This window comes from Acidovorax sp. SUPP1855, assembly GCF_030158955.1.
In the GTDB taxonomy this organism is placed as follows: Bacteria; Pseudomonadota; Gammaproteobacteria; order Burkholderiales; family Burkholderiaceae_C; genus Paracidovorax.
The window spans coordinates 37296-53358 of record NZ_BQXI01000030.1; the positions used below are offsets into that span (position 1 = coordinate 37296).

Annotated in this window: 19 protein-coding genes; 9 read left to right on the plus strand and 10 right to left on the minus strand. The window is 65.9% G+C overall.

Features of this window, described 5'->3' with window-relative positions; translation table 11 throughout:
* Positions 1-86: 86 nt before the first annotated feature.
* From AVMA1855_RS21185 to coaD, 4 genes are all read left to right on the plus strand, one after another.
* On the plus strand, positions 87-1541 hold the full coding sequence (locus AVMA1855_RS21185; protein WP_284427220.1) for a M16 family metallopeptidase: 1455 nt from the start codon (positions 87-89) through the stop codon (positions 1539-1541).
* A 23-nt stretch (positions 1542-1564) separates the two neighbouring features.
* Complete coding sequence (locus AVMA1855_RS21190) at positions 1565-2917, plus strand: M16 family metallopeptidase (RefSeq protein ID WP_372588227.1); 1353 nt, start codon at positions 1565-1567, stop codon at positions 2915-2917.
* A complete protein-coding gene (gene rsmD, locus AVMA1855_RS21195) occupies positions 2914-3558 on the plus strand; it encodes a 16S rRNA (guanine(966)-N(2))-methyltransferase RsmD (RefSeq protein WP_284427221.1) in 645 nt (214 codons plus the stop codon). Before AVMA1855_RS21190 ends, rsmD begins: the two co-directional genes overlap by 4 nt.
* Positions 3559-3738: 180 nt before the next feature.
* Positions 3739-4236, plus strand: a complete 498-nt coding sequence (gene coaD, locus AVMA1855_RS21200; RefSeq protein ID WP_272565014.1) for a pantetheine-phosphate adenylyltransferase — start codon at positions 3739-3741, stop codon at positions 4234-4236.
* A gap of 22 nt (positions 4237-4258) precedes the next feature.
* On the opposite strand, the gene AVMA1855_RS21205 is transcribed toward coaD, so the two are convergent.
* From AVMA1855_RS21205 to AVMA1855_RS21230, 6 genes are all read right to left on the minus strand, one after another.
* The gene (locus tag AVMA1855_RS21205) at positions 4259-5383 is read right to left on the minus strand and encodes a zinc-binding metallopeptidase family protein (RefSeq protein WP_284427222.1); all 1125 of its coding nucleotides are present in this window, start codon (positions 5381-5383) and stop codon (positions 4259-4261) included.
* A 142-nt stretch (positions 5384-5525) separates the two neighbouring features.
* A complete protein-coding gene (locus tag AVMA1855_RS21210; protein WP_092741513.1) occupies positions 5526-5840 on the minus strand; it encodes a BON domain-containing protein in 315 nt (104 codons plus the stop codon).
* Between the two features lie 112 nt (positions 5841-5952).
* Positions 5953-6525 carry a ferritin-like domain-containing protein gene (locus AVMA1855_RS21215; protein WP_284393399.1) on the minus strand — a complete coding sequence of 191 codons (573 nt, stop codon included), beginning with the start codon at positions 6523-6525 and terminating at the stop codon, positions 5953-5955.
* Between the two features lie 51 nt (positions 6526-6576).
* The gene (locus tag AVMA1855_RS21220; protein WP_272565011.1) at positions 6577-6975 is read right to left on the minus strand and encodes a hypothetical protein; all 399 of its coding nucleotides are present in this window, start codon (positions 6973-6975) and stop codon (positions 6577-6579) included.
* A gap of 61 nt (positions 6976-7036) precedes the next feature.
* Positions 7037-7201, minus strand: a complete 165-nt coding sequence (locus tag AVMA1855_RS21225; RefSeq protein ID WP_011796896.1) for a DUF1328 domain-containing protein — start codon at positions 7199-7201, stop codon at positions 7037-7039.
* A 230-nt stretch (positions 7202-7431) separates the two neighbouring features.
* The gene (locus AVMA1855_RS21230; protein WP_284408110.1) at positions 7432-8775 is read right to left on the minus strand and encodes a sensor histidine kinase; all 1344 of its coding nucleotides are present in this window, start codon (positions 8773-8775) and stop codon (positions 7432-7434) included.
* 140 nt (positions 8776-8915) lie between these two features.
* Between AVMA1855_RS21230 and AVMA1855_RS21235 the strand changes: the two genes are divergently transcribed.
* Positions 8916-9548 (plus strand): response regulator, encoded by a 633-nt coding sequence (locus AVMA1855_RS21235; RefSeq protein WP_092741509.1) that lies wholly within the window; start codon positions 8916-8918, stop codon positions 9546-9548.
* A gap of 103 nt (positions 9549-9651) precedes the next feature.
* Here AVMA1855_RS21235 and AVMA1855_RS21240 read toward each other — a convergent pair whose 3' ends face one another.
* The 4 genes from AVMA1855_RS21240 to gpmA all read right to left on the minus strand — a co-directional run bounded on the left by AVMA1855_RS21240 (position 9652) and on the right by gpmA (position 13302).
* A complete protein-coding gene (locus tag AVMA1855_RS21240; RefSeq protein WP_272565009.1) occupies positions 9652-10056 on the minus strand; it encodes a response regulator in 405 nt (134 codons plus the stop codon).
* A gap of 116 nt (positions 10057-10172) precedes the next feature.
* Positions 10173-10928: a HesA/MoeB/ThiF family protein gene (locus AVMA1855_RS21245; protein WP_284427223.1), complete on the minus strand. Its 756-nt coding sequence runs from the start codon at positions 10926-10928 to the stop codon at positions 10173-10175.
* An 87-nt stretch (positions 10929-11015) separates the two neighbouring features.
* On the minus strand, positions 11016-12452 hold the full coding sequence (locus tag AVMA1855_RS21250) for a S41 family peptidase (protein WP_284427224.1): 1437 nt from the start codon (positions 12450-12452) through the stop codon (positions 11016-11018).
* 106 nt (positions 12453-12558) lie between these two features.
* Positions 12559-13302, minus strand: coding sequence for a 2,3-diphosphoglycerate-dependent phosphoglycerate mutase (gene gpmA / locus AVMA1855_RS21255; protein WP_272565006.1), 744 nt, complete (start codon positions 13300-13302; stop codon positions 12559-12561).
* A 71-nt stretch (positions 13303-13373) separates the two neighbouring features.
* Between gpmA and AVMA1855_RS21260 the strand changes: the two genes are divergently transcribed.
* The 4 genes from AVMA1855_RS21260 (at position 13374) to AVMA1855_RS21275 (ending at position 15765) form a co-directional block, all read left to right on the plus strand.
* On the plus strand, positions 13374-13781 hold the full coding sequence (locus tag AVMA1855_RS21260) for a rhodanese-like domain-containing protein (protein ID WP_284427225.1): 408 nt from the start codon (positions 13374-13376) through the stop codon (positions 13779-13781).
* Between the two features lie 52 nt (positions 13782-13833).
* On the plus strand, positions 13834-14106 hold the full coding sequence (gene grxC / locus AVMA1855_RS21265; protein ID WP_272565005.1) for a glutaredoxin 3: 273 nt from the start codon (positions 13834-13836) through the stop codon (positions 14104-14106).
* Positions 14107-14226: 120 nt separating this feature from the next.
* Positions 14227-14688 carry a protein-export chaperone SecB gene (secB, locus tag AVMA1855_RS21270; RefSeq protein ID WP_092741496.1) on the plus strand — a complete coding sequence of 154 codons (462 nt, stop codon included), beginning with the start codon at positions 14227-14229 and terminating at the stop codon, positions 14686-14688.
* Between the two features lie 60 nt (positions 14689-14748).
* Positions 14749-15765, plus strand: coding sequence for an NAD(P)H-dependent glycerol-3-phosphate dehydrogenase (locus AVMA1855_RS21275; RefSeq protein ID WP_284427226.1), 1017 nt, complete (start codon positions 14749-14751; stop codon positions 15763-15765).
* The last annotated feature ends 298 nt before the right edge of the window (positions 15766-16063 follow it).

Sequence of the window (16063 nt, forward strand, 5' to 3'; positions counted from 1 at the left end):
ATGGGGGGCTTGCGGCTCGGTGGGGGCGGCGGGCTTTTTCTTGAAAAAACTGAACATTGGAGGGTTCTTAGAATCGCATCCATTCTATGAAACGCGCTATCACCCTTCTGGGCCTGCTGGCCTGCGTGCATGCCGGGGCCCAAACCCCGCTGTCCGCTCCCACCCCCCTTCCTCCCTCGGCCCAGGACACGCAGGCGCAGCGCCCGCCGTCCACGGGGGTTCGGCAATTCACCTTGAAGAACGGCATGCAGCTGCTCGTGCAGCCCGATCGCCGGGCGCCCACGGCGGTGCACATGGTCTGGTTGCGGGTCGGCGCGATGGACGAGGTGGACGGCACCTCCGGCGTGGCCCACGCGCTGGAGCACATGATGTTCAAGGGCTCCAAGACCGTGCCGCCGGGCGAGTTCTCGCGCCGCGTGGCTGCGCTGGGCGGGCAGGAAAACGCTTTCACCAGCCGCGACTACACCGGCTACTACCAGCAGATCCCCGCGAACCGGCTGGAAGATGTGATGAAGCTCGAAGCCGACCGCTTCGCCAACAACCAGTGGCCCGACGCCGAGTTCAAGCGCGAGATCGAGGTGGTCAAGGAAGAGCGCCGCATGCGCACCGAAGACCAGCCCCGGGCCGCGCTCATCGAGCAGCTCTACGCCGCCACGTTCATCGCCTCGCCCTACCGCCGGCCCGTCGTCGGCTGGATGAGCGATCTCGATGCGATGACCGCCGACGACGTGCGTGCCTTCCACCGCCAGTGGTACGTGCCGGCCAACGCGGTCGTCGTGGTGGCCGGCGACGTGGACCCCGACAAGGTCCGCGTGCTGGCGGAAAAGTACTACGGCCGCATTCCCGTGCGCGCCGTGCCGGCCCGCAAGCCGCGCGTGGAGCCCGTGCAGCAGGGTATCCGCCGCATCGCCTACAAGGCGCCGGCCGAGCAGGCCTATGTGGCCCTGGCGTTCCGCGCGCCGAGCATCACGCGCCTGGAGAACATGGCCGATAGCGACCGCGATGCGCTGTCGCTGCTGGTGCTGTCGGCCGTGCTCAGCGGCTACGACGGCGCGCGCCTGGAGCGCGCCTTGAGCCAGGGCCCCGACCGTGTGGCCGACAGTTCGGACAGCTCCGCCTCCGTCGTGGGCCGCGGCCCCAGCGTGTTCCTGTTGACCGGCGTGCCGGCCCCCGGCAAGACCCCGCAGCAGGTCGAGGACGCCCTGCGCGCCGAGGTCGCCCGCATCGCCCGCGAAGGCGTGAGCGAGGCCGAACTGGCCCGCGTGAAGACGCAGTGGGCCGCCTCCACCATCTACCAGCGCGATTCGCTGCAAAGCCAGGCCAGCGACCTGGGCAGCAACTGGGTGCAGGGCCTGCCGCCCGACGCCGACACGCGCCTGATCGCCCTGCTGCGCGCGGTGACGCCCGCCCAGGTGCAATCGGTGGCGGCCCGCTACTTCGGCGACGACCAGCTCACCGTGGGCACGCTGCTGCCGCAACCCATGGCCCCTGGCGCCAAGCGCGCCCCCCCCGCAGCCGGCGCCGACGGGCGGATGCATTGATGAGAACGCGCAGGACACCCCCCATGAAAACCTTCCAACGCATGGCCGCACGCGCGTGCCTCGCCTTTGCCGGGGCCTTGTGCCTGGCCCACCCTGCCTGGGCGCTGCTGCCCATCCAGCACTGGACGGAGCCGAGCGGCGCCCGCGTCTGGCTGGTGGAGAGCCCGGCCATTCCGATGGTCGACGTGCAGGTGGACTTCGATGCCGGCGCGCGCCGTGACCCGGCCGCGCAGGCCGGTCTGGCGAGTGCCGTGGCGGCCATGTCGTCCAAGGGCGTGCGCGCCCAGGGCGATGAGCCCGCCATGGACGAAAACGCGCTCGGCGAAGCCTGGGCCGATCTGGGCGCGAGCTTCGAGGCTGCGGCCGACCGCGACGGCCTGAGCTTTTCGCTGCGCTCGCTCACCGAGCCCGACCTGCTGGACCGCGCGGCGCGGCTCGCAGCCCGGCAACTGGCCCAGCCGAGCTTTCCGCAGGACATCTGGCAGCGCGAGCGTTCACGCTGGGCCGCCGCTTTGAAAGAGGCGGAAACCCGCCCCGGCACGGCCGCGGCCAAGGCCTTCGGCAGCGCGGTGTACGGCAGCCACCCCTACGGCCAGCGCACGACGCCCGAAACCCTGGGCCGCATCGAGATCGCGGACATGCAGGCCTACCATGGGCGCTACGTCGAGACCTGCCGGGCCCGCGTGAGCATCGTCGGGGCCGTCACGCGCCCACAGGCGCAGGCGCTGGTGGCCACGCTGCTGTCGCAGATGCCCGCGCGCGATCCCGCCACCTGCCAGCCGCTGCCGCCCGTGCCCGAGGTTCAGGCGCTGGCCGCGCCGGTGCAGCAGGACATTCCCTTCGCCTCGGCGCAGGCCCATGTGCTGATCGGCCAGCCGGGCTTCGCGCGGCGCGACCCGGACTTTTTGGCCCTGCTCGTGGGCAACCACATCCTGGGCGGTGGCGGCTTCACCTCGTTGCTGACCAGCGAGGTGCGCGAAAAGCGCGGCCTGAGCTACAGCGTGTACAGCCAGTTCTCGCCGGGCCTGAACACCGGCGTCTTCCTGGTCGGGCTGCAGACCCGTCCCGACCAGGCCGCCGAGGCCGTGAAGGTGTCGCGCGACGTGCTCGCGCGCTTCGTGGCGCAAGGCCCGACCGAGGCCCAGCTCAAGGCCGCCAAGGACAACCTGATCGGCGGCTTCGCGCTGCGCATCGACAGCAACCGCAAGCTGCTGGCCAACGTCGTCAACATCGCGTGGAACGACCTGCCGCTGGATTACCTGGAGCACTGGACCGACCGCGTGCAGGCCCTGACGGCCGCCGATGTGCGCGCCGCCATGGCGCGCAAGCTGCAGCCCGACCGCATGGTCACCGTGGTGGTCGGGGGCCAGCCTTGAACCGGCCCGCACGCCGCGCCGCGCCGGCAGCCTCGGCACGGTCGGGGGCCGCTGCGAAGAAGCCCGCGGCCAAGGGGCCCGTGGTGAAAGGCGCGGGCGAGGTCCGGATCATCGGCGGGCAGTGGAAGCGCACGCGCCTGCCCGTGGCGCAACGCCCCGGCCTGCGCCCCACGCCCGACCGGGTGCGCGAGACGCTCTTCAACTGGCTGGGTCAGGACCTGACCGGCTGGCGCTGCCTCGACGCCTTCGCGGGCACGGGCGCCCTGGGGTTCGAGGCCGCCTCGCGCGGCGCCACGGCCGTGCAGCTGGTCGAGAACGATCCGGCGCTGGTCGAGCAACTGCACACGCTGCAGCAGCGCCTGCAGGCCATGGCGGTTCGGGTTCAGCGGGGCGACGGCGTGGCTGCGCTGCGGCACTGCGCGCCGGGCAGCCTGCATTTGGTGTTTCTGGACCCGCCGTTCGATGGTGCTCTGTTCGAGCCTGCGATCGCCGCGGCGGCCCAGGCGGTGGCGGCCCAGGGGTTCATCTATCTGGAAGCGCCGCAGGCCTGGGACGAGGCCGTGCTGGCAGAGCTGGGGCTGGCGGTGCACCGCCATCTGAAAGCCGGCGCCGTGCACGCCCATCTGCTCCAAAAACAGTGATGCTATTGAATTTGTAGCGTAATGCCCTAGTGGAATATGCGCTGGAGGCATTTTTTGCTTGTAGTGCTCGCGGCCATCACTGCCGCCGGGGCGGCCTTTCCGCCCGCTGCATAATCCGCCCCTGCGCCCGCCCAACCGCGTGTGCCCCCTTCCGCCAGACCGCAAAGGAGCGACCACGCCATGGCCCAGAACGTCCTCGCCATCTATCCCGGCACCTTCGATCCCATCACGCTGGGCCATGAAGACGTGGTGCGCCGCGCCACGCAGCTCTTCGGGCGGGTGATCGTGGCCGTCGCGGCAGGCCACCACAAGAAGACCCTGTTCAGCCTGGAGGAGCGCATCGAGATGGTCCGCGAAGCGGTGCGCGCCTATCCGCAGGTGCAGGTCGAGACCTTCTCCGGCCTGCTGCGAGACTTCGTGGTCGAGCGCGGTGGCAAGGCCATGGTGCGCGGCCTGCGCGCCGTGACCGATTTCGACTACGAGTTCCAGCTGGCCGGCATGAACCGCAGCCTCATGCCCGAGGTGGAAACCGTCTTTCTCACGCCCAGCGACAAGTTCCAGTTCATCAGCAGCACCTTCGTGCGCGAGATCGCCCTGCTGGGCGGCGAGGTGGACAAGTTCGTTTCCCCGGAAGTGTCCGAGCGCCTGGCCGTCAAGGTGCGCGCGCAGTCGTCTTGAGGCGTCTTGGCGGCCGGCGCCGTCAGGCTTGCAGTGCTTTCAGCGGTTCGGGCCTTGCGCGGTTGCGGGCGGACTGCACCAGTTCGTGCACGAAGCGCAGCTTGGCGAGCGCCCCGGACGACAGGGCGAACGGATAGGCATCCTGCTGGCCCAGGCTGCGGTTCAGGCTGTTGAGCAGCAGGGTGAGCGGCACCCACTCGCTGACCATCGCATCGAAATCCGGGGACTGCGTGGCGAACGGGTCGTTCATCGTGAAGCGCCGTGCCGCGCCCGCCTTGGGCTTCGGGATCTGAAGCCCGGTGCGGTAGCTCGACGCCGTCTCCAGCAGATCGACCATGTGCAGGTAATGCGCCCAGGTCTCCGCCCAGTCTTCCCACGGGTGGGCCGTGGCGTAGGCGCTCACATGGTGGTCGCCCCAGTCCCGCAGGTGCGGGCTGCTGGCGTAGTAGGCCTGCAGCGCCGCGCCGTAGTCCTGCCGCTCGTCGCCGAACACGGCGCGGAAGTGGTCCAGCTTGCCCTGGTCGCGCAGCAACCGGTCCCAGTAGAAATGCCCGGATTCGTGCCGCAGGTGGCCGATCAGCGTGCGGTAGGGCTCGTGCAGCGCCAGCCGGCGGCGCGCACGTTCGTCGTCGTCGGCTTCGGCGATGTTGAGGGTGATGGTGCCGCTCGAATGCCCGGTGATCACGGGGTACCCCGGCTGGTCGGCCAGAAATTCGAACGCCGGGCTTTCGCCGGGGGGCGCCGGCTCCAGGCCCAGCTTGGCCAGCGTGTAGTACAGCTGCCGCTTGGCGTGTTCGATCTGTTTCCAGCGCCGCAGGTTGGCGGGCTCCGACAGGTCGGGGAGGATGCGCGTCTGCCGGCACGAGACGCACAGGGCCTGGGGGTCGTCGCCCTGCAGCGCGAAGTTGCAGGCGCGGTGCGCGGTGCGGTGGTGGCACAGCCGGTACAGCGGCTGGGCACTGCCCCGGCCAGCGTCCGCCACCCGCTCCCACAGGTCGGAGTCGTCACGCAGGCCCGATACCGCGGGCACCAGCGCGGCCATCGTCAATTGATCTGGCAGGAAGGCGAGCTTGGCGCCGCAATGCAAGCATTGGACGCTGTCGAAGAAAACGAGGTGACCGCATTGGTCGCAATTGAATACCTGCATGGTGCGAGCTTAGAGCCTGTGAGGAATCTTGCATTGCACTTGCGGCAAGCCTGTGGCAACCCAAGGGGTTGGCGAAACAAAAACAGGCTCCGAAGAGCCTGTGTTTGCAAGGTTTCCGCAGGCCACGCGGGCCTGCTTGGCCTCAAGGACGCACGACGATGCTGTTGCGCACGTCACGCACGTGCTTGGTGTTGCGTGCGATGGATTCGGCCGTGTTCTTTTCGGTCTGCGACTTGGCGAAGCCCGACAGCTGCACGGTGCCGTTCAGCGTTTCGACGCTGATGGACGTGGCGGACACGGACTTGTCTTCAGCCATCTTAGCCTTCACAGCGGTCGTGATGCCGGCGTCATCCACGTAGGAGCCGACGGTCTGCTGGTCGCGCGCCACCGAGCAACCGGCGGAGATAATGGTTGCGCCAGCGAGGGCTGCAAAAGCGAGGGCACGTGCGTATTTCATGGTTATTTCCTTGGTTTGGTTTGTTAACACGGGTGCTTTGGGATTCTGCAGCCCACCGACCTGTTGCACCCCCCGCGGTCGATGAACTGTTTCTTGGTGGCGGCGTCGCCTTTCAGCGCTGCAGCCAGTCCTTGAGTTCGTCGGCATGCTCTTCTTCGTCCGCCAGGATGCCTTCCAGCATACGGCGCGTCGTCGGGTCCTTGTCGCCGATCAAAGTGATCATCTGGCGATAGGCCTCGACGGCGATCCGCTCGGCCACCAGGTTGGCTCGCACCATGGCCTTGAGGTCGGACGATTCGTCGTAGTCAGCGTGGCTGCGCTCTTCGAGCGAACTGGGCGAAAAATCGGGCTCGCCGCCGAGTTGCACGATGCGTTGCGCGATCTTGTCCGCATGGGCGGACTCCTCGTTCGCATGCACCAGGAATTCGGCCGCGATGGCCGGCGACTCCATGCCGTCCGCCGTGAAATGGTGTCGCTTGTAGCGCAGCACGCACACCAGTTCGGTGGCGAGCGCGTCGTTCAGCAGCTTCACGATGGCATCGCGGTGCGGGCCGTAGGCGGGCGTGACAGCCCCTTCATCCAGATCCTGCGTCGCTGCGTAGTGCAGCGCCTTTTCGTCGAGCACGAGGGTCTCGGAAGGGGCCGCCGGATTGCTGGCCGTGTTGATGGTGGTGACAGGGGACATGGGGACGCTCGCTCTTTGTTATTGAAGTGTTTTAAGCAGTTGCCAGTGAAATCAATATTCGTGGCGGCGGGGGCGGCGGCTCATCAGGCACAGCGTGGCCACTGCGGCGCCCGCAGCGGCAGCCAGCAGCATCGATTTGCCGGGTTGCTCGACCACGTAGCGCGTCGTGACATCGGCCGCCTGGTTGAGTTGGCGGCGGGCGCGTTCAGTGGTGTCTGCGCAGTAGGAGATGCCGCGCGATGCGAGGTCTTGTGCACGGGCTGCGAGATCGTCGATCAGCGGGTTCACCTCACCATGCAGTTCGTCCACTTTGCGTGCGGCCTTGTCCAGGGTGTTGTTGGCAGCGTCGCGGGTGGATTGCACGGCGTCCTTGGCGGAGTCGAGCACGCTGTCTGCAGCGTTGTGTGCGGAATCCACGGCTTTTTTCGCGGCGTTCTGGGTGTCGATCATGGTTGGGTTCCTTGGGGTTTTTGGAGTGGTGAGCGCTTCGGTGTGCGGCGCGTTCAGTGCGTTAACCGCGCTTGAGCAGGCTCAGCACGAAGGTGACCACGGCCATGATCACGAACACGAAGAACAGGATCTTCGCAATGCCAACGGCGCCGGCAGCGATACCGCCAAAGCCAAAAAGTGCGGCAATCAAAGCGATCACCAGGAAAACCACTGCGTAATGCAACATATCCATCTCCTCTTGCACCAGAAGTTCCGGCGGGTTGGTAGGGGGCGCATCGGTCAGCGCCTGGGATTGAATGTAGTTTTCGCGGTGCGGGGTGGCTGCCGGTCCCTGGCGCGCACCCATGTAGGACGCCGCCCATGAGGGCGGATCTCTCAAAAATCACGGGTGGCCGGCAGCGGCCATTCCGGTCAAAAAGGGCTTGCGGGCGCTGCGCCTGGGCCCGCTTCGCTCCCTCAGTGCACGTGCGGCAGCACGGCGGAAACGAGGGTGCCCTCGCCAGGCTCGGACGTGACGGTCAGGCGGCCGCCAGCGGCCTCGACCCGGTGCCGCATGCCCATCAGGCCGTGGGCGGACGGGTTGGCCTTGCCCGTGTCGAAGCCGCTGCCGTTGTCGCGGATCTGCACCGCCACGTGCGTGGGGTAGTTGTGCACGGCGACCAGCACCTTGCTGGCGTTGGCGTATTTGCCGATGTTCGTCAGCGATTCCTGGACCATGCGGTAGATGGTCAGTTGAACGGATTCGGGCAGTTCCACCGCTTCCAGATTCAGGTCCACCTCCACATTGCTGCGTTCTGCGAACTCGCGGCCCAGGATTTCAAGCGATGCCGTCAGTCCCAGGTTGAACAGCGACGAAGGCCGCAGGTCTTCGATGATGCGGCGCTTGAGCGCAATGCCGCTGTTGAGCGTGTCGGTCAGGTGCTTGAGGCGTTCGGCAATTTCAGGCGCCTGCGAATCCACCCTGGATTTGAGGCGCGCCACGTCGAGCTTGGCCGCGGTGAGCAGGGCGCCCAGCTCGTCATGCAGCTCGCGCGCCAGGTGCCCGCGTTCGTCCTCGCGCACCTGCTGCAGGTGGTTCGCCAGTTCGGTGAGCGACGCAGTGCGCTCCCGCACCAGCTGTTCGAGCCGATCGCGCTCGCGCTCCAAGGTTTCCTGTTCGCGCTGGTTGAACGACTGCAGTGCGCTGGCCTGCCGCAGGTACATGTAGAACGCCAGCAGCCCGATGGCCGCCATGGTCGCGATGCCGATGCGCGACAGCATGAGGGAATGAAGGATCTCTTGCGTGCTGTGGTTGGTGCGGTCGGTGCTGCGTTCCGTCAACCGGCCCGACAGCGAACGGATGGCATCCATGTTCTCCTTGCCCACGTCGGTGGACAGCACGAACTTCCACGCATCGTCGTTGTCCTGGCGCCGCAGCCGCAGGCTCAGATCGAGCTCGGACATCTTGCGGGATATCTGCCGAGACAGCTGCGTGAAGTCCTCCTGGTCTTCGACCGAGGATGCGGTGAAGATGGCGCGCAGCTCGTCCAGATTGCTGTTGATGGTGGACGCGGCTTTCTCGTAAGGCTCGAGATAACGCTCGTCGCCGGTCAGCAGATAGCCCCGAAGACCGGTCTCCGCATCGAGCATGTTCTGCATCATGCGATCGAGCGCGGCGCGGGTGGTGTAGGTGCGAGAGAGGGCGCTGACCGCATCGTGCGAGCGGTCATAACCGGCCTCGTTGATGCCAACCAGCGCCGATGCAGCCAGCAGTGCCAGGGGCAAGCTGACAGCCATCTTGCGAAAATTGGACCAACGCATAGGTTTCTCCGAAAGACAGGCGGGTGATTTCTGGATAATGTCACCAGCCAGCGGTGTTCCGCTGCAGGCACGCCCGCAACGGGTGAATTGGCTACCAGAACGATAACGGGCAGCTTGGCTGCCCCTTGAAAGAACGCTCAATGATCAAGATCGGCATTGTGGATGACCATGCGATTGTCCGCTCGGGATTGCGACAATTTTTGTCAGAACATGTAGACCTCCGGGTGGTGGGTGAGGCGTCCAATGGGCGCGAGGCGATCGATCTGGTTCGTGCACAGGAGATCGACGTGCTGCTCATGGACTTGTCGATGCCCGGCCAAAGCGGTCTCGACGCGCTGGCCATGCTGCGTGCGAAGGCGCCCGACATGGGCATCCTGATCCTCAGCGGCTATCCGGAAGAGCACTACGCCATCAACCTGATTCGCCAGGGCGCCAGCGGCTACCTCAACAAGGAATGCGACCCCAAGGAGATCGTCGAAGCCATTCGCACGATCTCGCTGGGCCGCCGCTACCTGACCCCTGCCGTGGCCGATCTGCTGGCCCAGCAGCTCAACCGCAAGGACGATGCGCCGCCGCATGAACAACTGTCGGAGCGCGAGTTCCAGGTGTTTCTCAAGCTGGCCAAGGGCGAAACCGCGGGCGACATCGCCAAGTCGTTGTCGCTCAGCGTGAAGACCGTGAGCACCTACCGCACGCGCCTGATGGAAAAGATGGCGCTGTCGTCCAACAGCGACCTGACCTACTACGCACTGAAGAACAAGCTGATCGATTGAACCAGCACCCAAGCAAAACGGCCACCGGGAAATCGGTGGCCGTTTTCAAATGGGACGGATGAAAAAGGGTTTGAGCCCGACCTGATGGCCACGGCCTTTCGGCTCAGCCGGTGGCGGATTTGGGGTTGGCCTGGCGGGCTGTGCTGTGCTCTACGCAGTACTCCACCAGTGCGTCGATCTCATTGGATTTGTCGAACACGGCATCTACGCCCAATTGGGCGCAGCGCATGCGAACGTCCGGCGTTGCATAGTTGCTGAGCACCACCATCTTCTGGCCCGCGGTGCGATTGCGGCACGCTGCCAAGACGCCCAGACCGCTTCCCTGTCTCAGAAAAAGATCGACGATGGCCAGGTCCCACTGGCCTGCATTGTTGGCCAACCACTCTTTGCCTTCGTCTTCGGTCTCTGCAATGCCTACGGCTTCCACCTCCGCCAGTTCCTCGAGCGTGCCGATCAGGTTTTCTCGGATGGTGGCGTTGTCTTCAACAATGTAGGTGCGCAGTTTCACTGTGGGGTCCAGTCCGGATCACGGCGGCAGAATGAGAATGTGATCACAGCTTCACTTTATGGGGAACCAATGTGTCATTCTGCCAGTAGCAACATGCTGAGCCGGTAGGATTCTTCCTACGGTGTGGCGTGGCCACATACGCTGCAGTGCCCATGGCGCGGAATTTTCATCACAGTCCATTCCATGGAACGCCCGTCGAGCATCGAGAGCCGCCCAGCCAGCGATTCACCGAACCCCACGATGAGCTTCAGGGCTTCCGCCGCCTGCATGGCGCCGATGATGCCGACCATCGGCGCGAACACGCCCAGGGTGGCGCACTGGGTTTCTTCGAACGCGGCGTCCGGCGGGAAGATGCAGGCGTAGCACGGCGATAGTGGATCGCGCGGGTCGATGACGGTGATCTGCCCGTCGAAGCGGATGGCGGCGCCCGTGACCAGCGGCTTGCGGTGGGTCACGCAAGCGGCGTTCACGGCATGGCGCGTTGCATAGTTGTCGCTGCAGTCGAGCACCACGGTGGCCTGGCCCACCCAGTCATCGAGCCATTCCTTGTCGGCCCGGGCCTGGATGGCGTCCAACCGCACGCCTGGATTCAAAGCCTGCAGCGCTTGAGCGGCGGAATGCACCTTGGGCTCTCCGACACGCTCCGTGGTATGGGCGATCTGGCGCTGCAGGTTGGTCAGGTCCACCACATCGTCGTCCACCAGGGAGATGCGTCCCACGCCGGCAGAGGCCAGGAACAGGGCGGCGGGTGAGCCCAGCCCACCCGCTCCGATCACGAGCGCGTGGGCGGCCAGGATGCGCTCCTGGCCCTCGATCCCGATCTCGTCGAGCATGATGTGGCGCGAATAGCGCAGTAGCTGATCGTCTGTCATGGGGGCTGGAAACGGGTGCGATAGCGAGGCCATGAAAAAGGCCGGGCGCCTGAAAGGCGCCCGGCCGTCGGTGAATCCAGAAGGGATTTAGTTTTCCTTCTTTTCTTCCTTGCGTTCAGTCTGCGTCTTGCTGACGAGCACGGTCTGGCCCTTCAACTGGTTGAGGGCCTGCGCCAGCTGAAAGTCCTTGTCCGAACCGAACTCCGGCATCTTGCGGTCGGCGATGGGCTTCTTGGCTTCTTCTTCAAGGCGCTTGCGCGCTTCCTCGCGGGCCTTCTCGCGTGCTTCGTCCTTCTTCTCTTCGCCCTGGCCGCTGGTCAGGTGCTTTTCGAGATCGGCCTCACGCATGCGCAGCGATGCATACACATCGCCTTCGGCGCTTTCATCCACCATCACATCGGGCACGATGCCCTTGGCCTGGATGGACTTGCCGCTGGGGGTGTAGTAGCGCGCGGTGGTCAGCTTGATGCCGGTGTCCGGACCCAGGGGGCGCACCGTCTGCACCGAGCCCTTGCCGAAGGTCTGGCTGCCCATGATGGTGGCGCGCTTGTGGTCCTGCAAGGCGCCGGCCACGATTTCACTGGCAGAGGCCGAGCCTTCATTGACCAACACCACCAGGGGCACGCTCTTGAGCGCGGCGGGCAATCGCTTGAGCGGATCGCCATTGCCGCGGCGCTGGTAGAACTCCGGTGCCGCCTTGAACGTGGCCTTGCTTTCCGCCAGTTGTCCGTCGGTGGTCACCACGGTGACGTTCTCGGGCAGGAAGGCGGCAGAGATGGCCACGGCTGCGTCCAGCAGGCCGCCCGGGTCGTTGCGCAGGTCGAGCACCAAGCCCTTGAGGTTCGGCTCCTGGCGATAGACCTCTTCGATCTTGCGAACGAAGTCGTCCACCGTACGCTCCTGGAACTGCGACAGGCGGATCCAGCCATAACCGGGCTCGATCACCTTGCCCTTCACGGACTGCGTCTTGATCTCTTCGCGCGTGATCGTCACCGGGAACGTGCGGCTCTCGTCCTTGCGGAAAATCGTCAGCGTGACCTGGGTGCTCGGCTCGCCGCGCATTCTCTTGACCGCGTCGTTGAGGGCCAGGCCCTTGACGGCGGTGTCGTCGATCTTGGTGATCAGGTCGTTCGTCTTGAGCCCGGCACGGAAGGCCGGCGAGCCTTCGATGGGCGATACGACCTTGATGAGCCCGTCTTCCTGCGTGATCTCGATCCCGACGCCCACGAAGCGGCCGGAAGTGCCTTCGCGGAATTCCTTGAAGGACTTCTTGTCGAAATACTGGGAGTGCGGATCGAGGCTGGACACCATGCCCGAGATCGCGTCGGTGATGAGCTTCTTGTCATCGACCGGCTCGACGTAATCGGTCTTCACCAGACCGAACACGGCGGACAGCTGCTGGATTTCCTCGAGCGGCAGCGGCGTCATCGCGCCGCGCGCCACCGTCTGCAGGGAGACGGTGGTCAGTGCCCCGGCAACGACGCCGATCGACACCCAACCTGCGATTTTCAGTTTGTGGCCCATTAAAAACACCTTTGCCGCTTCAATATACACCTTGGAAAGATTGCCACCAGTGCAGTTCCGCGCTGGAAGCGACTTTTGCGCTGTGCGGGCCGCCTTTACACGGACTTTACGCCTTGCCCTGCGATGCCACTGCGGCCGCGGCCTTGGCGGCGGCTTCGGCGTCGCCCAGGTAGTAGTGGCGCAGGGGTTTCAGGTCCGCATCGAGTTCATAGACCAGGGGGATGCCGTTCGGAATGTTCACGCCGACGATGTCGTCGTCCGAGATGCCGTCCAGGTACTTGATCAGCGCGCGGATCGAGTTGCCGTGCGCGGCGACCACGATGCGCTTGCCGGCGCGGATGGCGGGCGCCATGGACTCGTTCCAGAACGGCAGCACGCGCGCGACGGTGTCCTTCAGGCACTCCGTCAGCGGGATCTGCTCGGGGGCCAGGCTGGCGTAGCGCAGGTCGCCCCGCTCGCTGCGAGGGTCGGCGGCTTCCAGCGCAGGCGGCGGCGTGTCGTAGCTGCGGCGCCACACCAGCACCTGCGCATCGCCGTATTGCTTGGCCATGTCGGCCTTGTTCAGGCCCTGCAGGGCGCCGTAGTGGCGCTCGTTCAGGCGCCAGCTGTGGTGCACCGGCAGCCAGGTGCGGTCCATCTCGTCGAGCGTGTGCCACAGCGTGCGCGTGGCGCGCTTGAGCATGCTGGTGTAGGCCAGGTCGAATTCGTAGCCCTCCGCCTTCAGCAGGCGGCCTGCGCTCTTGGCCTGTTCCACGCCCGTGGGCGTCAGATCGACGTCGGTCCAACCGGTGAAGCGGTTCTCGAGGTTCCAGGTGGATTCTCCGTGGCGGATCAGGACGAGTTGGTGCATGGTTTCCCTAGAGCAGGCGGGTCAAAATCCAGCATTCTAAAATTGAGCGGTTTGCCAACCCTAGGACTGACGTGAAATTCATCATCGACAACTGGTATTTGTTCTTTATCGCGCTGGCCTCCGGCGGCATGCTTTTGGTGCCGCTGCTCAAGGATGCCACCGGCGGCTCGCTGACGGCGGCACGCGCCGTGCAGCTCATCAACCGCGAGAAGGGCGTGGTGATCGACGTGTGCGAGCCCGAGGAATTCGCCGCGGGCCACGTAGGGGGCGCCAAGAACATTCCCCTGAACCAGCTGGAAGAGCGTCTGCCCCAGGTGGTCAAGAACAAGGCCCTGCCGATCGTGCTGGTTTGCGCCAAGGGCCCGCGGGCCCAGCGCGCCGTGGGCATCGCCAAAAAGCTGGGCTACGACAATGCCCAGGCGCTGGCGGGCGGGCTGAAGGCGTGGAAAGACGCCAGCATGCCGGTTGAAAAGGCCTGAGTTGGCCGCAATGTGTGTTGTGTAGCCATTTTTTGAGCAGGAAGGCCCTCCCATGCAAGCCGTGAAGATGTACACCACCGCCGTCTGCCCCTATTGCATTCGGGCCAAGCAGATCCTCAAGTCCAAGGGCGTGGAGGAGATCGAGGAAGTCCGCGTGGACCTCGACCCCGTGGCCCGCAGCCACATGATGGAAATCACCGGGCGCCGCACCGTGCCCCAGATCTTCATCGGCGATACGCACGTCGGCGGGCACGACGATCTGGTCGCGCTCGACGGCCGGGGCGGCCTGATGCCGCTGCTCGGCGGTGCCCAGGCCGATGCCTGAACTGCCGCTTTTCCGATTCTGCGGCGCTGCATAATGCAGCCCCAAGTGCCCGCTGCGGGGAGCGTTTTCCCCAGCGGGCTTTGTTTTGTCGAATAGTGTTCTGACTGAAAGACCGACACCATGGCTACCGAAGAAAATCCCGTGTTCCAGATCCAGCGCGTGTACCTGAAGGACTTGTCCCTGGAGCAGCCCAACTCGCCCGCGATCCTGTTGGAGCAGGAACAGCCCAGCGTGGACATCCAGCTGGGCGTGGAAGCCACGCCGGTGGCCGATGGCATTTTCGAGGTGGCCGTGACCGCCACCGTGCAGACCAAGATCAAGGACAAGACCGTGTTCCTGGTCGAGGCCAAGCAAGCCGGCATCTTCGAGATCCGCAACATTCCCGAAGACCAGATGGGCCCGATCATGGGCATCGCCTGCCCGCAGATCGTGTACCCCTACCTGCGCGGCAACGTGGCCGACACCATCACGCGCGCCGGCTTCCCGCCCGTGCACCTGGCCGAAATCAACTTCCAGGCCATGTACGAGCAGCAGCAGGCCCAGGTGGCCTCCGCAGCGCCGTCGCCCATCATCACGCAGTAAGCCGCGTGCAGCGCCGGGAGGCCTTTGCGCCTCCCGCGTGAACCTCGGGCACACGAACGAATGAACATCGTCGTCTTGGGGGCCGGGGCCTGGGGCACGGCCATGGCCGTCAGCGCGGCAGCGCACCCATCGGCGCATGCCGTGACCCTGTGGGCGCGCGACGCGCAGCAGGTGGCCGGCATGCAGGCCGCACGGCAGAACGCCCGGTATCTGCCGGACATCGAACTCCCTTCTTCCCTGGTGCTGAGCGCGGGCGACCCGTTGTCGCTGGCCTCCAGCGCCGATCTGGTCGTGGTCGCGACGCCCATGTCCGCGCTGCGCGGCATGCTCCAGGTGCTGAGCGCCGTGGACGTGCCGGTGGCCTGGCTGTGCAAAGGGTTCGAAGCCGCCCCATCGGGCGGCAGCGCCGTGGGCCTCATGGGGCACGAGGTGTGCGCGCAGGTCGCCCCCGGCTTGCGCAGCGGAGTGTTGAGCGGCCCCAGCTTTGCGCAGGAGGCCGCCCGTGGACAGCCGACGGCGCTGGTGGCGGCCAGCCCGCACGCCACCGTGCGCGATCTGCTGGTGGACGCGTTCCATGGCCCCACGCTTCGGGTGTACGCCAATGACGACATCGTCGGCGTCGAGGTGGGCGGTGCGGTGAAGAACGTGCTGGCCATCGCGACGGGGCTGTGCGACGGGCTCGACCTGGGGCTCAACGCCCGAGCCGCCCTCATCACGCGCGGCCTGGCAGAGATGACGCGGCTGGGGCTGGCGCTGGGTGCGCGGCCCGATACGTTCATGGGATTGTCAGGACTGGGCGACCTGGTGCTGACCGCGACCGGCGACCTGTCGCGCAACCGGCGTGTGGGCCAGGCCCTGGCACAGGGGTTGACGCTGGCCCAGGCGGTGGATTCGCTCGGCCATGTGGCCGAAGGCGTCTACAGCGCCCGGACGGTGCTGGCGCGTGCGCGCTATCTGCAGGTGGACATGCCGATCACCGAGGCGGTGGTGGCGTTGCTGGACGGGCAGAGAACGCCGCGCGATGCGGTGGCGCTGCTCATGGGCAGAAGCCCGGTGGCGGAACTCTCGCGGCCTTGAAGGGCCTTTGAAAGCTCTGCCACCGGGCTTCTTTGCCCGTTGCGGGGGTTGATGCTCAGAGCACGCCGAAGAGCATGAGCAGCAGCACGAGGGACAGTGGGACGCCGAGAAGCCAGAGGATGACAGGCATGGAAGTTCTCCTGAAGAGTGGTTGGTCGATGGATCAACCTTAAAGGCCACCCCTGGGCACCCCTGTGCGGCGTGGGCACCTGCGCGCGTAGTCCCGAGCCTACCGGCGGTGCAGGAGAGGCCGAGCCGCTCGCCTTCGCCGCGATGCACCGCCCGGTGCGGTGCGCCC